The following is a 26,013-nucleotide window of genomic DNA, read 5'->3' on the forward strand; positions in this document are numbered from 1 at the left end:
AGGTGCCGGGGTAGCGACCTTACCGTTCACCTGGAGCAGTTGCAGATCGCAGAGCTGCAGGCGGAGGCATGCAGTCGACGAAGCGCGCGTTGCTGACGGCTTGGTGGGCGCCGCATTTTCCGCAGGTCAGCAGCGTACCCCCGCTTACACGCTGGACGCCGGCTTCAGTGCGGGACACGTGGTGGCATTGGTTGCAGCGAAAGGTGATCGAGCTGACCTGATCGGGGCCGCCCATTGCGTCGGCCGCGTAATCCACTGAAAAGACGTAGAAGAGTCCGGTATCGGGCATGGAGCAGACCTCTCTGGTAGCGGTGCAAACATGCCACTGCTCAAGCGCTGTCGGCGTGAATCCACGTCAGGTCGAGTTTCACATCTCGTTGAAAACGCCTGATCCAGGCCGCCGCGACGGTGTTCTGTCGCGGCGGCTTTTCCTTTGAACGCCCCATGGCGCCAGCATGGGATCGAGCACCCTTACGGCAAGCTGAGGGTCGTCCTTTTGGAGCTCAACGCTTTGCAGGAGGCTGTGGCGGGGCATCCTTTCCGTCGTTGGCGTCCGTTCCCGATGCCTGGTCCTCGGAGGCTGCGGTCCCGCTGCCGCCGCCAGGCACGTTGCGCGCCGGCTCGCTGCCCGTTGGTGCGGTTTGCCGAACCGCATCGGCATGCTGTGCCTGATCGGTCCGTTCGGCCTGGTCGCAGGCCGACAATGCCATCACCGCCACGGCACAGAACAGTAGTACCCGCATGGCCAGACTCCAGAGTGGAAAACCCCCTTGTTTCTAGCGCTGAGCGCGTTCTCCGGGCGTGACGGGATCGCGTTGCCACCAACGAAAATCCACCGCCTCTGGCGCTGAAAGGGAGCGCACGTGGCCCTTGTATCGCCCCTCCCACTCACCCCGCGACGACGAGCAGGTGCGTTACAGTTTCACCTGTAGGTGCCCCCCGCGTCGCGGTCCGGGGCAGCCGAAGAAGTGACGCATCAGGAGTCCACATCATGAGTGTTCCCGAGGGATTGGAAGGGAGTGGGCAAGGCCTGACGCGCAGAACCTTCCTGCTGGCCGTCGGCTCGGCTTCGTTGCTGGTGGCCTGCAACGGCAAGGTGCCAGCAACCGCTGCCAATGCCGCCCCAGCAAAGCCGGCGGACGGGCGCTTTCTACAGTTGTCTCAGGCGCTGACGGGCAAGACCGATCTCGATCCGGCGACCGCCGGCCGCATCGAAGCCGCATTCGCCAAGCTGCATCCTGAGATGCACGCCCGGTTCCCGGCACTCGCGGCCAAGGCGCAACAGGCACAAGGCCCCGAAGCACTGCTGGCTGCGGCTGGCGATGCACGTCCCACAGCGCTGGCCATCATCACTGCCTGGTACACCGGCAGCGTCGGCAAGGGCCCGCAGGCGATCACCGTCTCCTATCGCGACGCGCTGATGCAGCGCCCGGTGGACGATGGTCTGTTCCCGCCGACCTACGCACAAGGTGGCCCTGCGTGGTGGACGGCTGCGCCGCCGCCGACGGTACGAGCGCACGGCTGAGCCAGCGCTTTCATCTCTTTCCCGTAATTGATCTGGATTCCCCCTCATGAAAGCTCCGGTTTTCCGTGATGGCGACGCCGATGCCGATGTTGTGATCGTCGGTTCGGGCGTCGTCGGCGCATTGATCGCCCATCAGTTGGTTCGTGCCGGAAAATCGGTTCTGGTCCTTGAAGCCGGCCCGCGCCTGCATCGCTCCGACGTGGTTGAAAACTGGCGCAACGTCAGCTTCGAGCGACGCATCGGCAGCGACTTCCAGGGCCCATATCCGCAGTCGCCGCTGGCCACCGCGCCGCTGTATTTCCCGGCCAACGACTACGTGGGCCTGACCGGCCCGGACGCCAGCAGCTTCCACCAGGGCTTCATCAAGGCGGTGGGTGGCACCACCTGGCACTGGGCCGCCTCCTGCTGGCGCCACCTGCCGGTGGACTTCAAGATGCAGTCCACCTATGGGGTAGGGCGCGACTGGCCGATCAGCTACGACGACATCGAGCCGTACTACTGCCGCGCGGAAGAGGCCATGGGTGTCTCCGGGCCGAACGACCCGGGCAAGCAGAGCCCCTCCGAGCGATCCAAGCCGTACCTGGCCGACATGATTCCCTGGGGGAACGGCGACAAGGTGTTCGCCGAGGTGGTCAATCCGCACGGCTACAACCTGGTGCCCATTCCGCAGGGTCGCATGGTCACGCCGTGGAATGATCGGCCGGCCTGCTGCGGCAACAACAACTGCCAGCCGATCTGCCCGATCGGCGCGATGTACAACGGCATCCATACCATCGAAGCGGCCGAGAAACTGGGTGCGCAGGTGCTGGCCGAAGCAGTGGCCTACAGGATCGACACCGATGCGCAGAACCGGGTGACGGCCATTCACTGGTATGACAACAACAAGGTCAGCCACAAGGCCACCGGGCGCAGCTTCGTGATTGCATGCAACGCGCTGGAGACGCCGCGACTGCTGCTGCTTGCCGCCAACGAGCAGAACCCCAACGGCATCGCCAACAGTTCCGACCAGGTCGGGCGCAACATGCTCGATCACTCCGGGTTCCACTGCTCGTTCATCGCCGATCGCCCGATCTGGCTGGGACGCGGACCGGCGCAGTCCAGCTGCATGGTCGGTCCGCGCGACGGTGCCTTCCGCTCGCAGTACTCGGCCACCAAGATCATCCTCAACAACATCAGCCGCGTGGCGATCGCCACCGACCAGGCGCTGAAGAAAGGCTTGGTTGGCGACGCGCTGGATGCAGAAATCCGCCGTCGCGCGATCTTCGGCGTCGATCTTTCGATCAGCCTGGAACCCTTGCCGGACCCGAGCAATCGGCTGACGCTGTCGAAGACACGGGTCGATGGCCATGGCCTGGCTTGCCCGGACATCCACTACTCGCTGGGCGACTACGCCCGCAAGGGCTATGACGAGTCCTGCAAACAGCTGCGGCATATCGGCTCGCTGTTCAACGCCGAGGAATTCGTCATCACCACGGCGCTCAACGCCAACAACCACATCATGGGCTCGACCATCATGGGCGCTGACCCGCGCGATTCGGTGGTCGATGGCAATTGCCGAGCGCACGACCACCCGAACCTGTGGCTGCCAGGCGGTGGTCCGATGGTATCGGCCAGCGTGGTCAACAGCACCTTGACCATGGCCGCGCTGGCATTGCGGGCTGCAGATGCCATCGAGCGTGCGGCATGAAGACCTTCGCGTCGGCTCTGCTGATGCTGCTGGCTGCAGCCAGCCAATCCGCGCGCGCAGACGAGGTCGCCGAACGTGGGCGCTACCTCTCGGTCGCCGCAGACTGCGTGGCGTGCCACACCAGCCCGAAACAGGGCAAACCCTACGCCGGCGGCTACGCGATTGCGTCCCCGCTGGGTGAGATCTGGGCCAGCAACATCACCCCCTCCAAGAGCCATGGCATCGGCCTCTACAGCGAAGATGACTTCGCCAAGGCGGTACGTGAAGGCGTGCGCAAGGATGGCGCCCATCTGTATCCGGCGATGCCCTATACCTCGTATGCCAAGCTGACCGACGAGGACATCCACGCGCTGTATAGCTACTTCATGACGGAGGTGGCGCCGGTCGATGAGGAAGCGCACGCGACCGAACTGCCGTTCCCCTTCAGCATCCGCCAGTCCATGGCGGTGTGGAACCTGCTGTTCCTGGACAAGGAAACGTTCAAGCACGATGCAGGCAAGAGTGCGCAATGGAATCGCGGCGCCTATCTGGTGGAAGGCCTGGCGCATTGCTCCAGCTGCCACAGCCCGCGCGGGCTGATGATGCAGGAAGTGAGCGGCAAGGCCTTCGCCGGCGGATCGCTGGGGGACTGGTACGCGCCCAACATCACCTCCCATCCCACCAGCGGTATCGGTGGCTGGAGCGATGCAGAACTGGCCCAGTACCTGAAGACCGGCCGTGTCGCCGGCAAGGCGCAGGCCGGTGGCGGCATGGCCGAAGCAGTGAGCAACAGCCTGTCCAAGCTGCAGGACGAGGATATCGCCGCGATCGTTGCCTACCTGCGCACGGTACCGGCGGTGGCCGATCCTGACGCCACGCGGGCCGCCTTTGCCTGGGGCGATGCCGCCGCTACGCCGGGCGAGCAACCGGTACGCGGCACGGGTGCGGCATTGGCATCGGGCGGAGTACTGTATTCGGGACTGTGCGCAAGCTGCCATGGATCGCGGGGCGAGGGCAGCAGGGACGGGTACTACCCCTCCCTGGTGCACAACACCACCGTCGGCATGACCCGCCCGCAGAACCTCATCGCCACCATCATCGGCGGCATCGACCGCGATGTGCATGGCGAACACGCGTTGATGCCGCATTTCTCGAAAGGCTCATTCGTGCAGGACCTGAGTGACGCCGATATCGCAGCGGTGGCGACCTACGTGCGTACACAGTTCGGGCCGGGCGACCAGGTCACCGAGGCTCAGGTGGCGCTGACCCGCGCCGGCGGCGAGAAGCCATTGCTGGCGAAGATCGCACGGCTGTGGCTGCCGATGCTCATCGTTGCCGTGCTGGCGCTGGTCGGCGTCGTGCTGCTGGTGCGGCGCGCCTGGAAGAAGCGCAAGGACAGGAGGGCCGCAGCATGAAGCTGCTCTCCTTGAACGGCCTCGGCCTGCTCCTGCTCGTGGCCAATGGCCCGGTGTCGGCCGCCGAAGCGAGTGCCACCGCCAAGCCCAAACCGGTCGACAGCATCGTGCAGACGCCGCTGAGTGCGGATTGGGCCGCGCGCCTCTGGCTGCAGGACCGTGGTGTAACCCCCAGCGCACGCATCGTGATCGGCAGCGGCGTCAACAGCGACGGTTACAAGGGCAGTGGTTGGTCCACCGCCGAACACATCGATCTGGGCGCGACGATCGATACCGGCAAAGCACTCGGCTTCGACGGTACGCTGCGCGTGGTGTTCTCCGACCGCTTCGGCAACGCCATCAACGAGCGGTCCACCGGTTCCTATATCCAGAACCAGGCCTTCTATGGCCAGGGCCAGAACCTGCGTTTCAACGAGCTCTCCTACGAGCGGCTGCTGCTGGACAAGCGGCTGAGCCTGAAAGGGGGCTTCTACTCGATGGGCAACGACTTCGGTGGCTTGCCCTACACCTGCAACTTCAACAACAACGGTCAATGCGGGCATCCGCTGGGCCCGATCTACAGCTCCGGGTGGCTGGACAACCCGACGGGCCAGTGGGGCCTGCGGGTGAAGTGGAACGATCCGTCGGGCTGGTACGCACAGACCAGCATCTACGACGTCAACCCGACGCGCAAGCAGGCCAACAGTGGCTTTCGTGTTTCGACGAGGGGAAAGACCGGTCTGTTCCTGCCCGTGGAAGTGGGCTACAGCCACGGCAAGTCCGGCGAGGACTATGGCGGCACCTACAAGGTCGGCTACTACCTGGACACCTCCAACGCCGATGACATCGGTAATCCGGCCGCACCTCGCGCCTCGCATCGCAGCGGTTCATACGTGCAGGCCGCGCAGCGCGTGTGGAAGCCCGAGGGCGATACGGTGCGCGGCATCTCGGTGTTCGGCGTGGCCACCCGTGCCGATGCAAAGACAGGGCTGATGCGCTACTCGTGGGAAGCGGGCGTGAGCTGGCGCGGCGTGATCGCGTCGCGCGAGGATGATGTGCTCAGCCTGGCCTGGAATCGGCTGGACATCTCCGACCGGCTCGCTCGCCATCAGCAGCTGACCGGAAAGGATGTGCAGAGCAACGAGCAGTTCGTCGAGTTGAACTACGGCGTGCAGGTCGCCCCGTGGCTGGTGCTGCGGCCGGCGGTTCAGTACGTGGCACGTCCCGGCGCCTATGCCAGCCGACCCGACAGCTGGGTGTTCACCCTGCAGGCGCAGGCGACGCTGTAGGCGCATTCAGGCCCGTGGCGTGGGGTGGCAGGGCCGCCACCGCATGTTGCGGCGCAAGGTGTCAGCCACCATTCGCACTGGTACGGTCCAACCCGTTGCACCACCAACAACGGGGAGAGACGACGATGCGCAAGGTATTGCTGCTGTTGATCCTGCTGACCGGACTGGCGCCCACCGCCTGGGCCGCCACGGTCAAGACCACCCACCGCACCGTTCCCAGCTGGGACGGCACACCCCTTGGGGTCTTTGTCATCGAGCCCCAGGACGCGGGTAGCGGCAAGTACCCGCTGCTGGTGATGCCCAGCAGCTGGGCCGTTCCCAGCGTGGAGTACGTAGGGGTCGCACAGTCGCTGGCCAAACGCGGCTACGTGGTCATCAGCTACAGCTCGCGCGGCTTCTGGGAGTCCGGCGGGGCCATCGACATCGCCGGGCCAGCCACGGTCGAGGATGTCAGCGCATTGATCGACTGGGCGCTGGAGAACACCCAGGCCGACCCGGCGCGGATCGGCGTCTCGGGCATCTCCTACGGCGCCGGCACCAGCCTGCTGGCGGCCGCACGCGATCCCCGCATCAAGGCAGTGGCCGCCCTCAGCGGATGGGCCGACCTGCAGGCGTCGCTGTACGCCAACGACACCCCAAGTGCACAGGGAATCGCACTGCTGGTGGCCGCCGGCCTGGTCACCGGCCGCCCCGGGTCCGAACTGGCCACGATCAACCGCAACGTGGTGGTCGGCAACTATCAGGGCGCAGTGGAATCGCTGTTGCCGGTGGCCGCGATCCGCAGCCCCGCTGCGAGCATCAACGAAATCAACGCCAACCAGCCGGCCGTATTCCTGGCCAACGCCTTCAACGACAGCCTGTTTCCGCCGGGTCAGCTGGTGGATTTCTTCAACCAGCTGAAAGGCCCCAAGCAGCTGCAGCTGCGCCACGGCGACCACGCCCTCAACGAGGCCCTGGGCGCACTGGGCATTCCCAACGAGGTCTACGACTCGGTGGGCGACTGGTTCGACCATTACCTCAAGGGCGTGACCAACGGCATCGACCGCGAACCGGCGGTGCAGCTGAAGTCACAGAAGGGAAGCTGGAGCAGCTACCCGAACTGGCAGGCCACCAACAGTGGCGCGGTCAGCTACGCGTTGACCGCACCCGGCGGCCTGCTTCTGCCCACCGGAGGCCTGGTTGAAAACGGGCGCAGCAATGGCTGGAATTACCGCATCGGCAGCGGCCTGCCTACCGCTGCCAATTCCGGCGTGGCGATGGTGTCGGGCTCGCTGCAGATGATCAACCTTCCGCCGGGTGCATACGTGCCTTTCATCGGGCGCAACGCTGCAGGCGTCTGGCAGGGGCCGATCTACTGGAACGCACGCCGCCTGGACGGTGCGCCGGAAGTGCGCGTGACCGTCACCCCCAGCCGCGCCAACACCACGCTGTATGCCTATCTGTACGCGGAAGATGTGCTGGGCAATGGCCAGCTGATCAGCCACAAGCCCTACACCCTGCGCGGCGTTGCACCGGGCCAGGCGACCACCCTCGATCTGCGGCTGGAAGCGAGCAGCTGGAACATTCCCGCCGGCAGTCGCCTGACGCTGGTGGTCGATACGGTGGACCTGCGTTATGCAGGCATCAGCCAGTTGGGCGGGGCGGTGACCTTCAGTTCACCCGCATCCGCGCCATCAGTGCTGAAGGTGCCGTTGCACTGAATCCATGCCGCGCCCGCCGTTGAGGGCGCGGCCGCTCCGTGGGCACACCGGCGGCAGATGCCGCGTGGTGTGCTCAGAGCTTGCCGACCACCCGGTAGCGGGAGACACCCTGTTCGATCAGCATCTGCAGTTCGTGCAGCAACGCTGGATCCCAGGCATCGAAGTTGAAGCAGGACTTCCCCTGCATATGCTTCTTCAGGGCCGGGCTGATGCCGGCCAACAAGTCGGGGAAGGTGTAGATGGGCATGAAATGGAATGAATGCCTGCGACCCGATACTTTCACCGCGCTGAAGAACTGAGCCTTGCCCTTGGCGTCTACGTTCCTGCAATTGGCGTAGAAGTGATCGTCCTCGTCATGCACGACGAGAAGATCGGCCTTGTAGGGAAGCAGCAGATCGCGCAGGGCGGCAAACAGGTTGGGCGACTGGCCTTCCATTGCACGATCCGACTCGGCGGCAGGTACGGGTGGGTTCTTCATGGACGTCATCCCGGAGGGGAATGCAGCTGCGATATCGTGCACGGGTTCTGCTGGGCCAGCCTACCACGGGGCAGCATGCCGACAGCGGCAGAGGGCTATGGACTTATAGCCACGAGCACCTGACCATGGCGCTCCAAGAATACCCCGCACAACCTGGCAGCTCGATGAAAACACTGGCCCTGATCGCACTTTCCCTCTCCATCTGCATCAGCCTTGCCGGCTGCATTGCCCCGTTTCGCGTGAAGGCGCGGGAGTACGCATCTGCTGACGTGACACCGCCAGAAAAGCGCGACGCTCCCGTTCCGTCAGCGCCACCGCAGTGACACCCCATCGGTCGGTATCACCCGCAGCACCGGCATCGATTTAAACCTTTCCCGCATTGGCAGCATCCATCAGGTGCCACGCCACTATCGCCAAACGAAAGGGAAGTCGCCCGTGCCTGGAATCCTGCATTTTCTGCTGGCTGCCGCCATCACTTCAGCCGCTTCAGGTGCGAGTGCCGGCGCCAATGCCACGCCGGTGGCTATCCCGTTCGAGCAGGACAAGGACCACCGGATCTACGTCCGCGGCAGCGTCAACAGGTCCGAGCCCTTGCGATTCCTGGTGGACACCGGCGCGGACGGATTGGCCATATCGCGCGCCATCGTGCCGAAGGCATCGGTGGTCATCGATGATCGCACTGAGAACATAGGTTCAGACGGCGTCACCACGATGGACTACAGCACGCGCAACGACGTGGAGATCGGCGGGCTGCATACGCGCATGGGCGCGGTAGTGGTCGACTACAGGAACCGTCCCTTTGATGCGGTTCTGGGATGGAAGTTTTTTGAAGGGAAGGTGGTCGAGATCGATTACGACCGGCAGCAGCTGCTCGTCCATCGTAGCCTGCCGGATGTAACCGGCTATACCCGCGCCAACGTCCGCTGGATCGACAACACACCCGCAATCGAAGTCACGCTCGGCAACGGCGACGCCATCTTCAAACCGTGGCTGGCACTGGATACGGGAAGCAACGGCTCCATCGATCTCAGCTATGCGTACAGCTCGCGCCATGGCCTGATGGAAGTGTTCACCCAGAAGGTGGGGACCTCCCGATCTACGGGCAGCGCGGGCAATGTCATCCGTGCAGTGGATGTGCGGGTCCCCTCGGCTGGCATCCAGGGGCTGGCCATCGGCAAGCCTGCTGCATCCTTCCCAATCGACGATGACGCCTCCACCGGCGACGGTACGATCGGCGCGGGTGTTCTCCGGCAGTTCAACATGCTGCTGGACATGAAGACGGGTGAGGTCTATCTGCGACGGAACCAGTACGTTGGCGTGGACCCGGCCAGGAAGTAGAGGCTTCAGCCTTCCATCGCCTCTTGTGAACGGCGAGCGGTAACAGCACACTCCTCGCCAGCCATTCCCTTCAAGAGACGTCCATGGCCCTTCGCATCACCTGCCTGTGCGGCGCAAATACCATGGAACTGCACGGCAGTCCCGCTGCGCGGGCGAACTGCCATTGCGCAACCTGCAGGGATTTCTACGGCGTTGCGATGCTCTCGGCCACCGCATGGGCGGCGGAATCGGTGACCGTTTCAGGGGTGAAGAATGCGCGGTTCCAGCACCCGTCCAAGCAGCTTTCCAAGACCTTCTGCCTGAACTGCGGCGATGTGTTGTTTGGAACCAATCGCCTTGGAATGCGCGTGGTTCCCAACGCGGTAGTTGCTCGAGCCGCTGATGGCGTGCTGGATGAAGCGTTTTCGCCGACGATGCACCTGTTCTATCGGGAGCGCGTCATCGACGTTGCAGATGCGCTGCCGAAGTACCTCGATGGCTGGGACGGTCCGCTTCATGTGAGCCCGGGTCATCAGCAACTGCCTCTGGATCATGCAGCCCACGCAGCTTCTTCTTGTTGATCTTGCCCACGCTGGTGCGTTCCAGCGAATCAACGAAGCTGACGCGGTCGGGGATCGCGTAGCGGGAGATGTCGCCTGAGCGGCTGCGTGCTGCGACCAGTTCGATGATGTCAGCCTCGGTAACATCGCTGCCGTCCTGCCGGACCACCAACGGCAGCGGCCGCTCGCCCCATTTCGTATCGCTGATGCCGATCACGGCGACCTCGTTGACCGCCGGATGCAGGGCGATGATGTCTTCGAGGGCGAGCGAGGAGATCCACTCACCGCCGGTCTTGATCACATCCTTGATTCTATCGGCCACGCGCAGATAGCCGCCACCATCGATGTTGCCGATGTCTCCGGTATGCAGGTAACCGCCCGCCCACAACGCCGTTGAAGCGTCCGGGTTGTGCAGGTAGCCCTGGGTGAGCCAGGGCGCGCGCACCACCACCTCGCCGGTAGCAACACCATCGTGGGCAACGTCGTTCATGTCTTCGTCCACGATGCGCAGGTCCACCAATGGCACTGGGATGCCGGCCTTGGTACGCAGTGACAGCTCCTCATCCGGGTCGTCCAGGGCGTGGGCATCGATCTGTGCGACGGTGAGCAGGGGGCAGGTCTCGGACATGCCGTAGCCGCCGAAGATGTCGATGCCACGGGCCAGTGCCTGCTGCGCCAGTGCCCGCGGCAGTGCCGCACCGCCGATGATCACTTTCCAGCTGCGCAGATCGGTATCGGCCGCCGTGGCATGGCCCAGCAGCATATGCAGGATGGTCGGCACGCAGTGCGAGAACGTCACCTTCTCGCGGGCGATCAGCGCCAGCAGCTTGCCCGGCAGATAACGCCCGGGGTAGACCTGCTTGATGCCCAGCAGCGTAGCCACGTACGGCATGCCCCAGGCGTGGACATGGAACATCGGGGTGATCGGCATGTAGACGTCGTCGCGGTGCAGGCGCCCCTGGCTGGACGCGCTGCCGAGTGCGGCCATCGCCGCAAGCGAGTGCAGCACCAGTTGCCGATGGCTGAAATACACCCCTTTGGGCAGGCCCGTGGTGCCGGTCGTATAGAACGTCGTGGCGCGGGTGTTCTCGTCGAAGTCCGGGAAGCTGATGATGGGCGTGGCCTCGCGCAGCCCGGCTTCATACTCGGTCACGAAGCCCGCTGGCAGCGGCCCATCCTCATCATCCAGCAGGACACGCGTGCGCACATCCGGCAGCTGTTCGTCGATGGCTTCCAGCACCGGCAGGAACTCGCGGTTGGCCAGGATCACCCGCGCACCGCTGTGATTGAGCGTATAGGCAATCTGCTCGGGTGCCAGGCGGATGTTCACCGTCATCAGCACCGCACCGATCATCGGCACGGCGAAATAGCTCTCCAGGTAGCGGTTGCTGTCCCAGTCCATCACCGCCACGGTATCGCCGTGCTTTACCCCCAGCGAGGTCAACAGCCCGGCCAACTGGCCGATGCGCGCCTGCAGGGTGCGGTAGTCGAAGCGGACGTTGTCGCCGTAGACGATTTCCTGCTGTGGACGCACGGCCAGCGGCGTCAGCAGCAACTGCTTGATCAGCAGGGGAAAGGCATGAGCCTCGGCGGCGGGCGCGTCTGTGGCGGTGGCGAATGACATGTGGGGGCTTCCTGGTGGGCGGCGTGTCAGCGGCTTGGGATGGTCTGGGCCGCGGGAATGGACAGCTGCTCGCGTAGCAAGGGCGTTTCCGCGCGCGGGGTCGGCTGGATGAGCGCATCCGTCGGCAGCGCATGCGTTGGATCCTCAAGGTGACCCCACACCTGGTCCAGCGCCGCGAACATGTAGGGCAGCAGCGGTACGTAGCGCCTGCGGTAATCCGGGAAGGCCAGCAGCGAGTCGAAATGCTGTGCGTTGTTCACCCGCCAATAGGCGATCGGCGCCCCCGCCTTGTGTGCAAGTGGCACGTAGCGATCGCTGGTCATGCTGATCGGCACCAGCCCATCGTCGATGCCATGGATCACCACGATGGGCAGGCCGCGACGCGGCGCCTTGGTGGTGGCCGCGGCGATGCCGGCGCGTACCCGCCGGGCATCGGCGCTATCGCCCTTGCCGAGTGCGCGCAGGCAGTTCAGGCCACGCAGCGGATTGTCTGCCGCCCCGGCTGCATTGCCATCCACCAGCACCACGCCGTTGCCCGGTGGAATGCCGCTGCCCTCACTCCACCAGGTTGCGCGAGCCTCGGCTGCGGCCACGCCAGGCCTGCCATCTGCCCCAGTGGGCGAGAAACTGTACGCGCAGGGATGTTCGCCAGCGCCGTAGCGTCCATAGGCCGACGAATATGTCGCTGCGATGGCGCGCCACAGATCGAATCCCGTCGAGAACGCGCCGGCGCGAAGTGCGCCGGCGCTCAAGCCGGCGTCGAGCAGCTGCTGGCGTGCCGATCGTGCCTGTGCCGCAGTGTCATCACCTTGCACCAAGCCGGCGGACTTCAGCGTGGCGCATCGCAGTGTCCACACCGGCACGGCCTGCGCCCGCATCGGCGGTTGCGGCAGATCGTCCTCTGCCAGCAGGGCACAGGGCATCAGCAACGCGGCCTGGGTGACGAAGTCGTACAGCGGTGGAGCGCCTGCCACCGAGACATTGGGTTCGCCGGCCACCATCGCATCGAACCAGTCGCCTTCGATCTCCGCCGCACGCAGCACGGCGCCACCGCCATTGGATACACCCACGCCCAGCGTGCGCGTGTTGGCCGCCGTGAATGGCTTCGATTCCGGGTAGGCGCGGTCCAGTGACTGCAGGCCGAACTGCAGCGCCTGCAGCAGATGCCGGCCCCAGTCTGCTTCCGGGTTGTCACCCGAATGGGCGTGTTTGAAGGCGATTCCCTGCGTGGCTGCCGCACCCGCAGGGATGAAGGCCAACGCGCCTTGTGAGGCGGGCGTGCCGTCTGCCTGGAAGCCGGCCTTGGCGTCCAGATCGTAGTAGTCGCTGCCTGCGCCCTTGTCGGTATAGGCGACGGCGCAGCCGTGGGCCAGGCCCCAGCTGCCGGCTACCGCAATCGCGCCATAGATGCCACGCGAGCCGGATGACGCAGCGACGACCAGGCAGCGTCGCGAGGCGTCGAAGTTGTCGGGTACCTGCACCAGTACGCGGTGGGGCTGGCGCGCGCCAGGAATGCGCGCGTAGGCCGAGAACTCGCGGCCGGGCACCGCCTGCAGGCTGCCGTAGACATCGCCGAAGCCACCACCGGGAGTCAGGTCGGCGATGCCGCGCCAGCTGCTCCAGATCGCACGGCGCCGGGCCTCCTCTGCCGTGGGCTGGGCCGGCTTGCTGAAGGCTGGCGCGGTGGTCGAGCGCAGGGCGTCGATTCCCAGTCCCGCAGTCAGCAGTTCATCGTTGCCGCGATGCGGGGTTTCCCGCCACTGCTCGAACACCGGAGCAGCGGTGGCGGGGCGGGGCGTGGCGGCATCGGCGATGGGGATCCCGCCCGGCAACAGGGCCAGCGCGGCGCACAGCGGAGCAAGGGAGCGATGGATGTTCATTGCTCCACCCTAGCAATACCGGCGGCGCACGCCAGCGTACCTTGGTACCCGTGCCCAGGCGCAGGCGATTTGCTAACCTCGGCTGGACATGCCGACCCTGCTCATCGCCGATGACCACCCCTTGTTCCGCGCGGCGCTGCATCGCGCGGCCGAGGAGGCAGTGGCTGACCTGCAGATCAGCGAGGCCGATTCGCTGCACAGCGTGCTGGAAGCGATCGAGAGCCAGCAGATCGACCTGATGCTGCTGGACCTGCATATGCCGGGCAACCATGGTCTTGCCGGGCTGGCGACCATCCGTGCACTGCAACCGGGGCTGGCGATCATCATCGTCTCGGCCAATGAAGAGCCGCACGTGATCCGCCGCGCCATCGATCTGGGCGCAGCCGGCTATCTGCCCAAGAGTTCAGGGCTGACCGACCTGCAGTCCGCGCTGCAGACCGTGCTGGAAGGTGAACGCTGGATTCCGGCGCTGCTGCGTGAGCCAGTGGCACGGGTTGCGCCCTTCAACAAGGACGCCGATCTTGCCGCGCGCTTGTCCAGCCTGTCCGCGCATCAGTACAAGGTGCTGAGCCTGGTGGCCGAAGGGCTGCTCAACAAGCAGATCGCAGACCGGCTGGGCGTGCAGTTGCGCACGGTCAAGGCGCACATGACCCGCATCATGGGCCGGCTGGGCGTGCGTAATCGTGCGCAGGCCATCCGTGTGCTGCACGAGATGGGGTTGACCGATCCCTCGCGGCAGATCGAAGAGACGCAGGACGCCTGACCCTTGGTCAGGGCGTTGCCGTAGCGGCCGTTGCCAGCAGATGGTTGATCGCCCAGCGCAGTGCCAGCGGTTTGAACGGCTTGTTGAGCAGTGACAGGCCCACGCTGCGCACCGCCTCGCGGGTGTCGCTGCCGGTGTCGGCGCTGAGGATCACCGTCGGCCGTGTACCGTGGACGGCGACAAGGCGCTTCCACAGTGCGACGCCGGTATCGCCATCATCAAGGTGGTAGTCGAACAACCACAGTGCAGCTTCCTGCGCTGAAGCACCCAGCGCATTGACATCGCGCGCCGCGATGACATCGCAGCCCCACGAAAGCAGCATCTGTCGCATTGCCTCCAGGGCCTGCGGATCGTTGTCGACCACCAGCACGCGGATACCCTTGATGCTGCTGTTGCCAGCGGCGGGTTCAGTGCGCGGGGCCGCAGGCGGCGCTGCCCGCGCCACGGTGATCGAGAAGGTCGAGCCGCGATCGAGCGCGCTCTGCAGTTGCAGCGGGGCGTGCAGAAGGTCGGCAATGCGGCTCGCGATGGTCAGCCCCAGACCGAGGCCCTGGCCGTTGCTGCGGTCGCCACGATGGAATTCCTCGAACACTACCGCTTGTTGCTCCGGTGCGATGCCGGGGCCGCTGTCATGCACGCCGATCGACAGGGCCTGGCCATGCCGGCGCACGCCCAGCAGCACGCCGCCACGGCGGGTGTAGCGGATGGCATTGGCCAGGAAGTTCTGCAGCACCCGACGCAGCAGCAACGGGTCGCTGTGCACCCACGCGCGGGTCCGCACATGGCGGAACTGCAGGCCGCGCGCCGCCGCCAGCACGGCGAACTCCTGTGCAAGTGGATCCAGCACGGTCGACAGCGCGAACGGACGCGGATCGGCGACCAGTCCGCCGGCTTCCAGCCGCGAAATATCGAGGAGGCCCGACAGCAGATCGTCGGTGGAGTCCAGCGCGCCACGGATCTGGCGCAGGAAGCTGTCCAGGAACTCCGATTCGATGTGCTGCGACATGGCATCGGTCAGCAGCTGCGCCGCATGCAGGGGCTGGATCAGGTCGTGGCCGACAGCGGTCAGGAAGCGTGTCTTGGCCACGTTGGCTCGTTCGGCTTCATGCACGGCCTGCTCCAGCCGGGCAGTACGGTCCTGCACCCGGCGCTCCAGGGTTTCGTTGCTGCGCTTCAGCGCGTCCTCGGCCCGACGGAAAGCGGTGACATCGGTGAAGGTGGCCACGTAGCCGCCACCCGGCATCGGGTTGCCGCGGATTTCAACGATGGTGTTGTCCGGGAAGATCCGCTCGGACAGATGCGGGGTACCGCGCCGCATGTGCACCACCCGGCGTTGCAGCGCCTTGTCGCGCGAGTCGCCGGGGGCGTCGCCGATCTTCAGCTGTCCCAACGCCCACGCCGTCAGGTTCGACACCGGTTGCCCCACCTGCAGCAGCTCCGGCGGGAACTTGAACAGCGCGGCATAACGGCTGTTCCAGGCCACCAACTGCAGCTGCGCATCGACCACGCTGATGCCCTGGCTCATGTTTTCCAAGGCGGCTTCCAGCAGGCGCTGGTTGAAGCGCAGCACCTGGGTGGCTTCGCCGACCGCGCGGGTAACGGCGTCCAGCGGTGCGGCACCACCATCGCGGGCAGCCTCCACCAGCAGGCGTGCCATGCCCGCACCGACCACGGCAGTCAGCTCCCGCTCGATGGCGGTGACGCGCTCGTCATCCAGCATCTGCCCGGCGTGTCCGTCCATCAGCTGGCGCGCCCGTTCCTGGCCGAGGAAGCGACCGGCCGTCTTGCGCAACGATGCTGCGGCGATCGCGTCGCGCTGCCGTGGCAGCGAGGGACGCACCGCACGCGACACCAGCACAACGGTCGCCAGGTTGACTGCCAGGCTCGCCCCCATGCTGATGGCGATATGGCCAGGCTGCATGCGCAGCGAGAACATCGCCAACCAGTGCAGCCCGTCGGGGCTGGCCGACGGTGGCGGGGCGGGGATCACCATCGGCAGCAGCACCAGCCACAGCCAGACCAGTGAACCCAGCACGATGCCGGCGATGATGGCCGGGGAGGGCGTACGCGGACGGTACACCGCCAGCAGTACTGCCGGTGCCAGCTGGGAGAGCGCGGTGAACGACATCAGGCCGAAGTCGCTGAGTGCCTCGGTGCCGCTCATCGCGCGGCTGTACAGCCACGACATCAGGAACACGGCGAGGATGCCGGCGCGACGGAAAGCCAGCACGCGTGGTCGCAGATCAGCGCCGCTGTTGAAGCCGTTGACGCCGCTCAGCAGGCGTGAACCCACGCCGTGGTTGCCGAGCATGATCGACAGGGTCAGCCCGGACAGGATCATCATGCCGGTGGCCGCGCTCAGGCTGCCCAGGTAGGCCAGCAGTGCCAGCAGATGGTGGCCGCGTTCCTGCGGCAGGGCCAGGACATACAGGTCGGGCGACACCGAAGACGGCAACTGCGCGGCACCAGCCAGTGCCATCGGCACCGACGGCAGGCCGATCAACAGCAGGTACACCGGGAACAGCCAGCGCGCCGTCTTCAGGTCCGACGACTGCCGCAGTTCGACCACGCCCACATGGAACTGATGGGGCAGGGTGAACGCGGCCATCGCACCGAGCGCCACCATGGTCAGATAATCCGGCACAACTGCCGGTGGCGGCAGGTGCGCCATCTTTTCCAGCAGCGGCGCGCCGGCCTTGTGCACCGAGAGCGCGGCATACAGGCCGATCGCCAGCAGTGCCGTCAGCTTCAACAGCGATTCCAAGCCGAGTGCGACCACGATGCCCCGGTTGTGTTCGGTGGCCGACGCCTTGCGCGCACCGAACAACGTGGTGAACGCCGCCATCGTCAGCGCGAACCAGAACGACACGTCCAGCTGCCAGCCGACGGGCGCGAACTGGTCGCCAAGCAAGGCACCAAGGCCCTGGCTGACTGCTTTGAGCTGCAGTGCGATGTAGGGAATGATGCCGAACAGCGCGACCAGGGTGATGGTGATGCCCAGCCCCTGGTCGGCTCGCAGCCGCGCGACCACCAGATCGGCGATGGTGGCACTGTTGTGCTGTTTGGCCAGTCGCCCCAGTCGCACCAGGAACGGCAGGCCGAAGGCAAAAATGAGCGCCATGCCGATCAGTGTCGGCGGGATTGGAAAGCCCCATTGCACGCCCTGCGAGGCGGCCCCGTAGTAGGTCCATGCCGTGCAGTGCACGCCCAGCGACAGCGCGTAGATGGCCGGCCAGACCTTCGACAGCCGATGCCCCTGGCGTTCCCCCCACAGGGCGACGCCGAACAGCAGCACGGTCCACGCGATGCAGGCGAACAGGACGATGGAGGGCGTCAACATCGCTCCAGTGTAGAGAGAACCGCGTCCGGCGGGCAGCCGGCAGGTGCTGCGCTGCAGAGTTAGGGCGGCGCTAGCCGGCGAGCACGATCAGCGACAGCTGTTCGGCGACCACGGCCACCTCGCCGGCGGGGATCACTTCCACCGACTTGTGCTGGGTCAGCAGCCACTGCCCGGGCCTGCGCGCCTCCAGTGACAGCAGCTGCGAGCGCACCCGCACCTCGGAGCCGCTGGGCACCGGCGCCAGGAAGCGGACCTTGTTCAATCCGTAGTTCAGTACGTGGGCGATGCCGGGAAAGCCGGCCAGGGCCGCCACATCGTCCTCGACGGTAAGCGAGAGCAGGAGGAAACCATGCGCGATGGTCTGCCCGCCCGGCAGGCCGGTCTGGGCGCGGACCGGATCGGTGTGGATCCAGTTGTGATCACCGGTGGCGGCGGCGAAGGCATCGATGCGCGATTGTGTGATGCGCGTGCTGCCGCTCAGCCGTTCACTTGCCGCCCATTGCCGCAGGGCCTGCAGGGCGGCAGGCAGCTCATCCGTCGAAACGCCGGAACTCATCGCACGCGCTCCAGCAGGGCCAGAATCGCATCGCGCGCCTCGGGCTCGGACAACATCGGCGCATGGCCCACCTCCGGTACTTCAACGAGGCGGGTGTTGGGCGAGGTGGCTGCCATCTGCCGCGCGACATCGGCAGGCAGGATGTCCGACAACGCCCCGCGCACTACCAGTACCGGTACCCGCGAAGTCAGGCCACGCACGGCCCGCCACAACACCGGGCGCAGCAGCCACAGCACCCACGGCCGCGTGGTGCGGATCGCCGCCGGGTCGTAGTCCAGTTCCAGCAGGCCATCGCTGCGCTGGCGGAAGGTGCGCACGGCCATCGCCCGCCAATCGTCGGTAGTGAAGCGCGGGAACGCAGCCTTGCCGATGGACTCCACATAGCTCGTGGCCTGTGCCAGGTCCATCGGTGGCACGGGCTTGCCGGCGTACTTGCCGATCCGCGCCAGGGCTTCGCGCGGCACCTTGGGGCCGGCGTCGTTCAGCACCGCCGCGGCGATCAGCCCGGGCGCACGCGAGGCCAGGGTGATGGTGACCAGCACCCCCAGCGAGGTGCCGACGAACACCGCCTTGTCGATGTTCTGTGACCGCAGCAGTGCCACCATGTCATCGGCATAGGCGCGCGGGTTGTAGCTGGACGGGTCCGGCGCACGTTCCGAACCCGCACGTCCGCGCAGGTCAACCGCGATCACCCGCCAGCCGACGGCGGTCAGCGACTGCGCAAGGGCATCGAAGTCGGCGCCATTGCGGGTCAAGCCGGGGATGCAGACCACCGTGCCACGGGGCGGTCGCCCCGCACCCGGGGCATGGTCGCGCGCATGCAGGCGCAGCCCATCGTCACTTTTCCAGTACAGATCATCGTAAGACGGTGTCATGCAGAAGCTTCCTAGAAATCGTAACGGACGCTGAGGCTATATTGGCGCGGCGGCCCATAGAAACCAATCAGCGTGCCGACCGCCGGAATGTTGTAACCGGTGGTGCGGTATTCCTTGTCGGCCAGGTTGGTGCCCTGCAACGAGAACGTCCAGGCGTCATCAAGTTTCCAGATCACGCCGGCATTGACCAGCCCATAGCCATCCTGGCGGATCACCGGGCTCAGGTCGGTGGTCGGCCACACTTCGCTCTGGTAGCTGTAGCTCACCCGAGCGGACAGGTTGCTGCCATTGGCCAGCTCGGTGCGGTATTCCACGTTCAACGCGCCCGAGAAGTCCGGTGCGTTGGTGAACTTCATCTGCTTGGCCACGTTGACGCCACGATCCATGTACTCGTCATACTTGGCATCCAGCCAGGCCAGGTTGCCGGAGATCAACCAGTGCTGGCTGGGCAGGTACTGGTACTCGATTTCCAGGCCGTTGATGGTGCCAGCGCCGGCATTGGTGAAGTCGCCGAAGAAGGAATCGTCGACGCCATCACCATTGGTATCGATGCCGGTGAACACCGACAGCTGGATGTCCTTGTACTTGTTGTGGAACGCCGACAGGTTCAGGAACAGGCGCTGGTCGAGGAAGGCCATCTTGCTGCCGATCTCGAAGCTGTCCACGGTCTCGTCATCGAACGGCTCGGCCGAGCGTGGCACCGCCACGGCATTGGCGCGGATGTTGTAGCCACCGGACTTGAAGCCTCGCGTGGCCAGCCCGTAGACCATGATGTCCGGGGTGATCTGGTAGTCCAGCGACACCTTCGGCGAGACGTTCTTGAAGTTGGTCTTCTTGTCGAAATCCGCCGCCACCGCGATGGGTCTGCTGAAGGTCGCGTCGGCGTAGAAACGGTTCAACACGATCGCGCGCTTGTCCTCGTCGGTGTAGCGGGCGCCGACGTCCAGCTTAAGCTTGCTGGCCAGGTCGAAGGTCCAATCGGCATACAGCGCGATGCTGTCGGTCAGCACCTTGCCGCGGGTATCGCCGAACTGCAGGTTGAAGAAGTTGTTGCGGATCTGGCCGCCGGCTTCGCCACTGAACTGGTACAGGCCGACCACGCCGCGCACGCGTCCACCGGCATCGTAGTTCAGCTGCACCTCGTTGCTGACCTGGTCGTCATGGTAAGTGCCACCCACATCGGCCAGCTTGACCGGCGTGCTGTCGAAATCGATGTTCGCGTCGCTGTCCGATTCGCGCTTGGCCACCACGTACTTCAGTGCAACATCTTCGCTGGGCCGCCAGTTCACCGTGGCCGAGGCGCCCTTGGTCTCCACGCTGTTGAGGTTGCGCATGCCCGAGCGGATGTCGTAGCGGTCATCCATCGGCGGGTAGGCACGCACGAACGGGTTGGGCGCCAGCATCTTCGAACCGCGCATGCCGGACTGGTCATCGATCCAGTCCAGAGCGAACTGCACATCGAAATCGTCACCCGCATACGCACCCAGGTTGAAGCGTGCCGCATTGATCTGCTTGTCACTGACCGGCTGGTTGGTGAACGTGTTCTCGCCGAAGCCGTCACGATTCATGCTGGCCACCGCCACGCGTGCGCGCAGACCACTGTCGGCGCCACCGATCGGGCCGCCGATCGCCGCCTTGGCGTCGAGCTGGCTGTAGTTGCCCACGGTGATCTGGGCAAAGCCTTCGGTCTGGGTGGGCAAGCCGCGCGAGATGTACTTGATCGCACCGCCGATGGTGTTCTTGCCGTACAGCGTGCCCTGCGGACCGCGCAGCACCTCGATGCGCGAGACGTCGAACACGTCCAGCAATGCCCCCTGCGGGCGGGCAATGTAGACGTCGTCCAGATAGATGCCTACGCCTGGGTCAGCGCCCCAGGTGGGATCGGACTGGCCGACGCCGCGGATGTAGGCCGTGACCGTGCTGCTGGCGCCGCGCGCCGCGTAGATGGTCAGGTTGGGCACCTGTCCATCCAGGTCGCTGATGTCCTGGACGTTCATCTTGTCGAGGGCTTCGGAGGTAAAGGCAGTGACCGCAACCGGCACCTCCTGCAGGGTTTCCTCGCGCTTGCGCGCGGTCACCGTGATGCTGTCCAGGTTGGTCGCCGAAGCGGTCCTGCCCGCCGCCGGCGTGCCCTGCGGTGCGTCCTGCGCCAGAACCGGCCCGGTGGCCAACAGCGTGCCGATCATCAGGCTCAAGCAATTCCGTTTCATTCGGTCCTCCCCCAAGGCAGATGGCCCATTGCCACCCATGCTGCCTAGGCTAGCGGCGCCGTGGCGCACCGGCGAGTGGACCTAGGTCCAGTCGGCAGCGGTCGCCAGATCCGGATACTGGGCGCGTCCCCACCTGGAAGCGCCGTATGTCGTTACTGATCGTACTTGCAGCGCTGGCCTTCCTCATTCTGGTGGCATACCGCGGTTACAGCGTGATCCTGTTCGCGCCCGTCGCCGCACTGGGCGCTGTGCTGCTGACCGACCCCTCGCTGGTGGCACCGATGTTCACCGGCTTGTTCATGGACAAGATGGTCGGCTTCCTCAAGCTCTATTTCCCGGTGTTCCTGCTGGGCGCGGTGTTCGGCAAGCTGATCGAACTGTCCGGGTTCTCCCGCTCCATCGTGGGGGCTGCGATCCGGTTGTTCGGACCTCAGCGGGCAATGCTGTCGATCGTGCTGGTGTCGGGCCTGCTGACCTATGGCGGCGTGTCATTGTTCGTTGTGGTGTTCGCGGTCTACCCGTTCGCGGCGGAAATGTTCCGCCAGAGCAACATCCCCAAGCGCCTGATTCCGGCCACGCTGGCGGTGGGCGGCTTCAGCTTCACCATGGACGCGCTGCCGGGAACGCCGCAGATCCAGAACATCATTCCAACCACGTTCTTCGGTACCGATACCTGGGCGGCACCCGTGCTGGGCACGCTTGGCGGCATCTTCGTGTTGGCGGTTGGCATGGCCTACCTCGAGTGGCGCCGTCGCGTTGCGCTGCGCAACGGCGAAGGCTACGGCGATCCGGCCACCCTGGTGAACGAGCCCACACTATTTGCCGGCACTCGACTGGCACATGCGGGCATTGCCGTGCTGCCGCTGCTGCTGGTGTTCGTCTCCAACAAGCTGTTCACCCTGGGCATGCCGCACTGGTACGGCGCCGAGCACAGCTTCGTACCGTCGATCATGGGCAGCGCCGCGCCCGTGGTACAGGACGTGGCGAAGATCACTGCAATCTGGGCCGTGCTGGGTGCGCTGCTGGTTGGCATCCTGTCGGTGCTGGCGCTGGCCTGGCGTCCGGTGGTCACCCAGTTTGCAGAGGGCACCAAGGCGGCGATCGGTGGTGCAGTGCTGGCCGCCATGAACACCGCCTCGGAATATGGCTTCGGCGCGGTCATCGCCGCGTTGCCGGGTTTCATGGTGGTGGCCAACGCGCTGGGCTCCATCAAGGATCCGCTACTGCACGAAGCGGTCACCGTAACCGGCCTGGCCGGCGTCACCGGCTCTGCATCGGGCGGCATGAGCATCGCCTTGGCGGCAATGTCGGAGACCTTCATCGCCAACGCACAGGCCGCCGGCATTCCGATGGAGGTGCTGCATCGTGTTGCGGCGATGGCATCCGGCGGCATGGACAGCCTGCCGCACAACGGTGCGGTCATCACCCTGCTGATGGTGACCGGGCTGACCCATCGCCAGGCCTACAAGGACATTTTCGCAGTGACCGTCATCAAGACCCTCGCGGTGTTCGTGGTGATCGGCATCTACTACGCCACCGGCTGGGTTTGACAGCGGCGTCGCAGCACCCTCTGGAAGGTCGGTCCACGAGGATTTCCGGTACCACTTCATCCACGACTCACGCATGAGGATCTGGTCATGAAATCTGGAATCGATTCAATCAAGGCGTTGATGCTGCTGCTGTGCACCTGGCTGGCGACGACGGGTACCGCATCTGCGGCAGACCCACCCGGGCATTGGGATGTTGGCCTGTACGGCAATCTGTTCGGCGCCCGCGAGTACCAGGTATGGGTGCCCGCCGGCTACGACGAAACGCAACCGCTGCCCCTGTTGCTGGTGCTGCACGGCTGCGTGACGGGGCCGAACCTGATGGGCGAGGCCTCCGGCTTCAACGAGGTGGCTGACACCGAAGGCTTCATCGTGGTCTACCCGCGGCAGAACGTAACCTCCAATCCGGCACGCTGCTGGAACTGGCAGTTGCCGATCAACCAGGCGCGCGACAGTGGCGAGGCCTCGATCCTGGCCGGCATCGTGGACAAGGTGAAAGCGGGCTACAGCATCGATCCGCATCGCGTGTACGTCACCGGCATTTCCGCTGGCGGGGCGATGACCTCGATCATGCTGGCCTGCTATTCGGATGTGTTCGCTGCGGGCGCGATTCATTCCGGTGGCATGTACAAGGGTGCGACCACGATCTCCGGCAGCGCCTACGCACTGTTGGCCGGCAGCATCTACTCACCGGACAGCAACGGGCGACTGGCCTGGCAGTGCTCGGGTTCGCCGTCACCGCGACCGATCCCGGTGCTGGTGTTCCATGGCACCGCCGACGCCACGGTGAACCCGGTGAATGGACAGCAGGCCGTGCGCCAGTTCCTGCAGACCAATGACCTGGCCGACGATGGCCTGGACAACGACTCGGTGAAGTATGTGCCGACCAACACTTTCCACGGACAGGTGCCGGGTGGGCGTGCCTACACGGTCGACACCTACACCTACGGTGGCAGGACGCTGGTCCAGCATTACGTGGTGCAGGGCATGGGGCATGCCTGGAGCGGCAGCCAGTCCGGGTTGCCGTTCACCGACCCCAAGGGTCCGGATGCCACGCTGATCACGTGGCTGTTCCTGAAGGATCAGCAGCGCTGAGTATCGGAGCGCAAGGGTAGGGGAGGCGGCGCCAGTGCGGGAGTGGAGGGCTCCCGCACTGGCGCGCGGCCTTTGCCTGGGGAAGCCGGGCGCGTTCGACAGCATGCGCCCTCCCGCTCAGCCCTGTGCCAGAAGCTCCTCGCGGATGATCTGTGCGCCCGCACTGAGCGCGCGCAGCTTGCCCCGTGCCACCTCACGCGACAGCGGCGCCATGCCGCAGTTGGTGCTGGGGTAGAGCTTGTCAGCGTCCACGAACTGCAGGGCCTTGCGCAGGGTGTTGGCCACGTCTTCCGGCGTTTCAACCGTGCTGGAAGCCACATCAATGGCGCCCACCATCACCTTCTTGCCACGCACCAGTTCGATCAGGTCAATCGGCACGTGGGAGTTGTGGCACTCCAGCGAAATGATGTCGATGCTGGAGGTCTGCAGCTTCGGGAACGATTCTTCATACTGGCGCCATTCCGAACCGAGCGTCTGCTTCCAGTCGGTGTTGGCCTTGATGCCGTAGCCATAGCAGATATGCACCGCGGTTTCGCACTTGAGCCCTTCGACCGCGCGCTCCAGGGCGGCTACACCCCAATCGTTCACTTCGTCGAAGAACACATTGAAGGCGGGCTCATCGAACTGGATGATGTCCACGCCGGCGGCCTCCAGTTCCTTCGCTTCCTCGTTGAGGATCTTCGCGAACTCCCATGCCAGCTTTTCGCGGCTCTTGTAGTGCGCGTCATACAGGGTGTCGATCATGGTCATCGGGCCCGGCAGCGCCCATTTGATCGGCTGCGTGGTCTGCCTGCGCAGGAACTTCGCATCTTCCACAAACACCGGCTTCGGGCGGCTGACAGCGCTCACCACGGTGGGCACGCTGGCGTCGTAACGGTTGCGGATGCGGACGGTTTCGCGCTTCTCGAAATCGACGCCGTTGAGGTGTTCGATGAAGGTGGTGACGAAGTGCTGCCGCGTCTGTTCGCCATCACTGACAATGTCGATGCCGGCATGCTGCTGTTCCTGCAGGGACAGGCGCAGGGCGTCCTGCTTGCCTTCATTCAGCGCTTCATCCTGCAGCTTCCAGGGCGACCAGAGCTTCTCGGGCTCGGCCAGCCAGGAGGGCTTGGGCAGGCTGCCTGCGGTGGAGGTGGGGAGCAGTTTCTTCGTCGACATTGCGTCTTGTGTCCTGGGGGGCGAATGGAAGATCGATGGATCAGCGGGCGGCCCACTGCTCAAGCACGGCGCGGTGCGGCTTGATGAAGTGCTCTTCAGTGAACTTTCCCTGCTTGACCGCGAGCTGGCTGCGCTCCTCGCGGTCGTAGACGATGCGGGTGGAGGAGTAGTCCTGGTGCTTCAGGCTGGGCTGGTAGACCTTGCCGGCCACGGAATTGGCGTTGTAGATCTCGGGGCGGTAGATCTTCTGGAAGGCCTCCATCGTGCTGATGGTGCCGATCAGTTCCAGGTTCGAGTAATCGCCCAGCAGGTCGCCCTGGAAGTAGATCGCCAGCGGCGCGACGCTGCCCGGCGGCATGAAGTAGCGCACCTTCAGCCCCATCTTGTCGAAGTACTGGTCGGTGGGGGAGAACTCGCCTTGCCGGTACTCCACGCCCAGGATGGGATGGTGGTTCTCGGTGCGGTGGTAGGTCTTGCTGCTGGAGACGCTGATGCAGATGACAGGCGCCTTGCTGAAGTTCGCACGGTAGGCCTCCGACTCCAGGAAGTGCTGGAACAGCTTGCCGTGCAGATCGCCAAAGCCGTCGGGAATGCCGAAGGTGGCCTTGCCCTCGTTGCTGGCCGGGAGTACCACGCTGAAGTCGTAGTCGCGCACATACGACGAGAAGTTGTTGCCGACAATGCCTTCGGTGCGCGTACCGGTGAGGGTGTCGACGATGGTCGGCCGCAGCACCTCGATCAACGGGAACGTATCGCCGCCGTCGCTGCCATCGATGTGCATCTCCACAGAGATGATGTCCAGCTCGACGACATAGCGGTCCGCGCTCGGGTTGTCCCAGTGCGCGAGGTCATTGAAGCGGTTGTTGATCATGCCGAGCGTGTTGCGCAGGTTTTCCTGGCGGGATTCGCCGCGGGCCAGGTTGGCGAAGTTGGTGGTGATGCGCGTGCCATCAGCAGGCTGGTAATCCTCGTTGAAAGGAATACGGCTGATGCTGAAGGTGAAGTTGCTGGTCGTCATGGGCGGCGTTCCGGTTTG

The 26,013-nt window shown here is 65.1% G+C and carries 19 protein-coding genes and 1 pseudogene; 11 read left to right on the top strand and 9 right to left on the bottom strand.

Translation table 11 applies throughout. From position 1 onward, the window contains the following. Positions 1–991: 991 nt before the first annotated feature. The 5 genes from H3005_RS09330 (at position 992) to H3005_RS09350 (ending at position 7,574) form a co-directional block, all read left to right on the top strand. Positions 992–1,525: a sugar dehydrogenase complex small subunit gene (locus H3005_RS09330; RefSeq protein WP_100552571.1), complete on the top strand. Its 534-nt coding sequence runs from the start codon at positions 992–994 to the stop codon at positions 1,523–1,525. A 46-nt stretch (positions 1,526–1,571) separates the two neighbouring features. Further along, the gene (locus H3005_RS09335) at positions 1,572–3,212 is read left to right on the top strand and encodes a GMC family oxidoreductase (RefSeq protein ID WP_100552570.1); all 1,641 of its coding nucleotides are present in this window, start codon (positions 1,572–1,574) and stop codon (positions 3,210–3,212) included. Continuing rightward, positions 3,209–4,606 (top strand): cytochrome c, encoded by a 1,398-nt coding sequence (locus H3005_RS09340; RefSeq protein ID WP_100552569.1) that lies wholly within the window; start codon positions 3,209–3,211, stop codon positions 4,604–4,606. Before H3005_RS09335 ends, H3005_RS09340 begins: the two co-directional genes overlap by 4 nt. Further along, positions 4,603–5,874 carry a carbohydrate porin gene (locus H3005_RS09345; RefSeq protein ID WP_191078013.1) on the top strand — a complete coding sequence of 424 codons (1,272 nt, stop codon included), beginning with the start codon at positions 4,603–4,605 and terminating at the stop codon, positions 5,872–5,874. The genes H3005_RS09340 and H3005_RS09345 overlap by 4 nt, the downstream gene beginning before the upstream one ends. Before the next feature lie 125 nt (positions 5,875–5,999). Beyond that, positions 6,000–7,574, top strand: a complete 1,575-nt coding sequence (locus H3005_RS09350) for an alpha/beta fold hydrolase (RefSeq protein WP_191078014.1) — start codon at positions 6,000–6,002, stop codon at positions 7,572–7,574. A gap of 73 nt (positions 7,575–7,647) precedes the next feature. On the opposite strand, the gene H3005_RS09355 is transcribed toward H3005_RS09350, so the two are convergent. Beyond that, positions 7,648–8,094: a hypothetical protein gene (locus tag H3005_RS09355; RefSeq protein ID WP_191078015.1), complete on the bottom strand. Its 447-nt coding sequence runs from the start codon at positions 8,092–8,094 to the stop codon at positions 7,648–7,650. A 122-nt stretch (positions 8,095–8,216) separates the two neighbouring features. Between H3005_RS09355 and H3005_RS09360 the strand changes: the two genes are divergently transcribed. The 3 genes and pseudogenes from H3005_RS09360 to H3005_RS20925 form a co-directional block, all read left to right on the top strand. After that, positions 8,217–8,375, top strand: a complete 159-nt coding sequence (locus tag H3005_RS09360) for a hypothetical protein (RefSeq protein ID WP_191078016.1) — start codon at positions 8,217–8,219, stop codon at positions 8,373–8,375. 112 nt (positions 8,376–8,487) lie between these two features. Then, complete coding sequence (locus tag H3005_RS09365) at positions 8,488–9,390, top strand: aspartyl protease family protein (RefSeq protein WP_331273757.1); 903 nt, start codon at positions 8,488–8,490, stop codon at positions 9,388–9,390. A 122-nt stretch (positions 9,391–9,512) separates the two neighbouring features. Next, positions 9,513–9,809 (top strand): annotated as a pseudogene (locus tag H3005_RS20925) (GFA family protein); the annotation flags it as partial. 19 nt (positions 9,810–9,828) lie between these two features. On the opposite strand, the gene H3005_RS09370 reads toward H3005_RS20925, so the two are convergent. Beyond that, positions 9,829–11,553: a fatty acid--CoA ligase gene (locus H3005_RS09370; RefSeq protein ID WP_191078017.1), complete on the bottom strand. Its 1,725-nt coding sequence runs from the start codon at positions 11,551–11,553 to the stop codon at positions 9,829–9,831. Between the two features lie 26 nt (positions 11,554–11,579). Next, positions 11,580–13,433 (bottom strand): 3-hydroxybutyrate oligomer hydrolase family protein, encoded by a 1,854-nt coding sequence (locus H3005_RS09375; protein WP_191078018.1) that lies wholly within the window; start codon positions 13,431–13,433, stop codon positions 11,580–11,582. A gap of 88 nt (positions 13,434–13,521) precedes the next feature. Here H3005_RS09375 and H3005_RS09380 point away from each other — a divergent pair, with 88 nt between their 5' ends. Then, positions 13,522–14,196, top strand: coding sequence for a response regulator transcription factor (locus H3005_RS09380; RefSeq protein WP_100552561.1), 675 nt, complete (start codon positions 13,522–13,524; stop codon positions 14,194–14,196). Between the two features lie 7 nt (positions 14,197–14,203). Here the strand turns inward: H3005_RS09380 and H3005_RS09385 are convergent, their stop codons facing one another. The 4 genes from H3005_RS09385 to H3005_RS09400 form a co-directional block, all read right to left on the bottom strand. Continuing rightward, positions 14,204–17,536: a PAS-domain containing protein gene (locus tag H3005_RS09385; RefSeq protein WP_191078019.1), complete on the bottom strand. Its 3,333-nt coding sequence runs from the start codon at positions 17,534–17,536 to the stop codon at positions 14,204–14,206. A gap of 70 nt (positions 17,537–17,606) precedes the next feature. After that, the gene (locus H3005_RS09390) at positions 17,607–18,092 is read right to left on the bottom strand and encodes a MaoC family dehydratase (protein ID WP_191078020.1); all 486 of its coding nucleotides are present in this window, start codon (positions 18,090–18,092) and stop codon (positions 17,607–17,609) included. Further along, positions 18,089–18,967 carry an alpha/beta hydrolase gene (locus H3005_RS09395; RefSeq protein WP_191078021.1) on the bottom strand — a complete coding sequence of 293 codons (879 nt, stop codon included), beginning with the start codon at positions 18,965–18,967 and terminating at the stop codon, positions 18,089–18,091. The genes H3005_RS09390 and H3005_RS09395 overlap by 4 nt, the downstream gene beginning before the upstream one ends. Positions 18,968–18,978: 11 nt before the next feature. Beyond that, positions 18,979–21,153 (bottom strand): TonB-dependent receptor, encoded by a 2,175-nt coding sequence (locus tag H3005_RS09400; protein WP_191078068.1) that lies wholly within the window; start codon positions 21,151–21,153, stop codon positions 18,979–18,981. Between the two features lie 170 nt (positions 21,154–21,323). Here H3005_RS09400 and H3005_RS09405 point away from each other — a divergent pair, with 170 nt between their 5' ends. Beyond that, a complete protein-coding gene (locus tag H3005_RS09405; protein ID WP_100552556.1) occupies positions 21,324–22,727 on the top strand; it encodes a GntP family permease in 1,404 nt (467 codons plus the stop codon). An 87-nt stretch (positions 22,728–22,814) separates the two neighbouring features. After that, positions 22,815–23,819: a PHB depolymerase family esterase gene (locus H3005_RS09410; protein WP_100552555.1), complete on the top strand. Its 1,005-nt coding sequence runs from the start codon at positions 22,815–22,817 to the stop codon at positions 23,817–23,819. A gap of 117 nt (positions 23,820–23,936) precedes the next feature. On the opposite strand, the gene H3005_RS09415 is transcribed toward H3005_RS09410, so the two are convergent. Next, on the bottom strand, positions 23,937–24,977 hold the full coding sequence (locus H3005_RS09415; protein ID WP_100552554.1) for a methionine synthase: 1,041 nt from the start codon (positions 24,975–24,977) through the stop codon (positions 23,937–23,939). Between the two features lie 40 nt (positions 24,978–25,017). Continuing rightward, entirely contained in the window at positions 25,018–25,995 is a 978-nt protein-coding gene (locus H3005_RS09420) for a DUF1852 domain-containing protein (RefSeq protein WP_100554123.1), read from the bottom strand. Positions 25,996–26,013 lie beyond the last annotated feature (18 nt).

This window comes from Stenotrophomonas sp. Br8 (assembly GCF_014763005.1).
GTDB lineage: Bacteria > Pseudomonadota > Gammaproteobacteria > Xanthomonadales > Xanthomonadaceae > Stenotrophomonas > Stenotrophomonas lactitubi.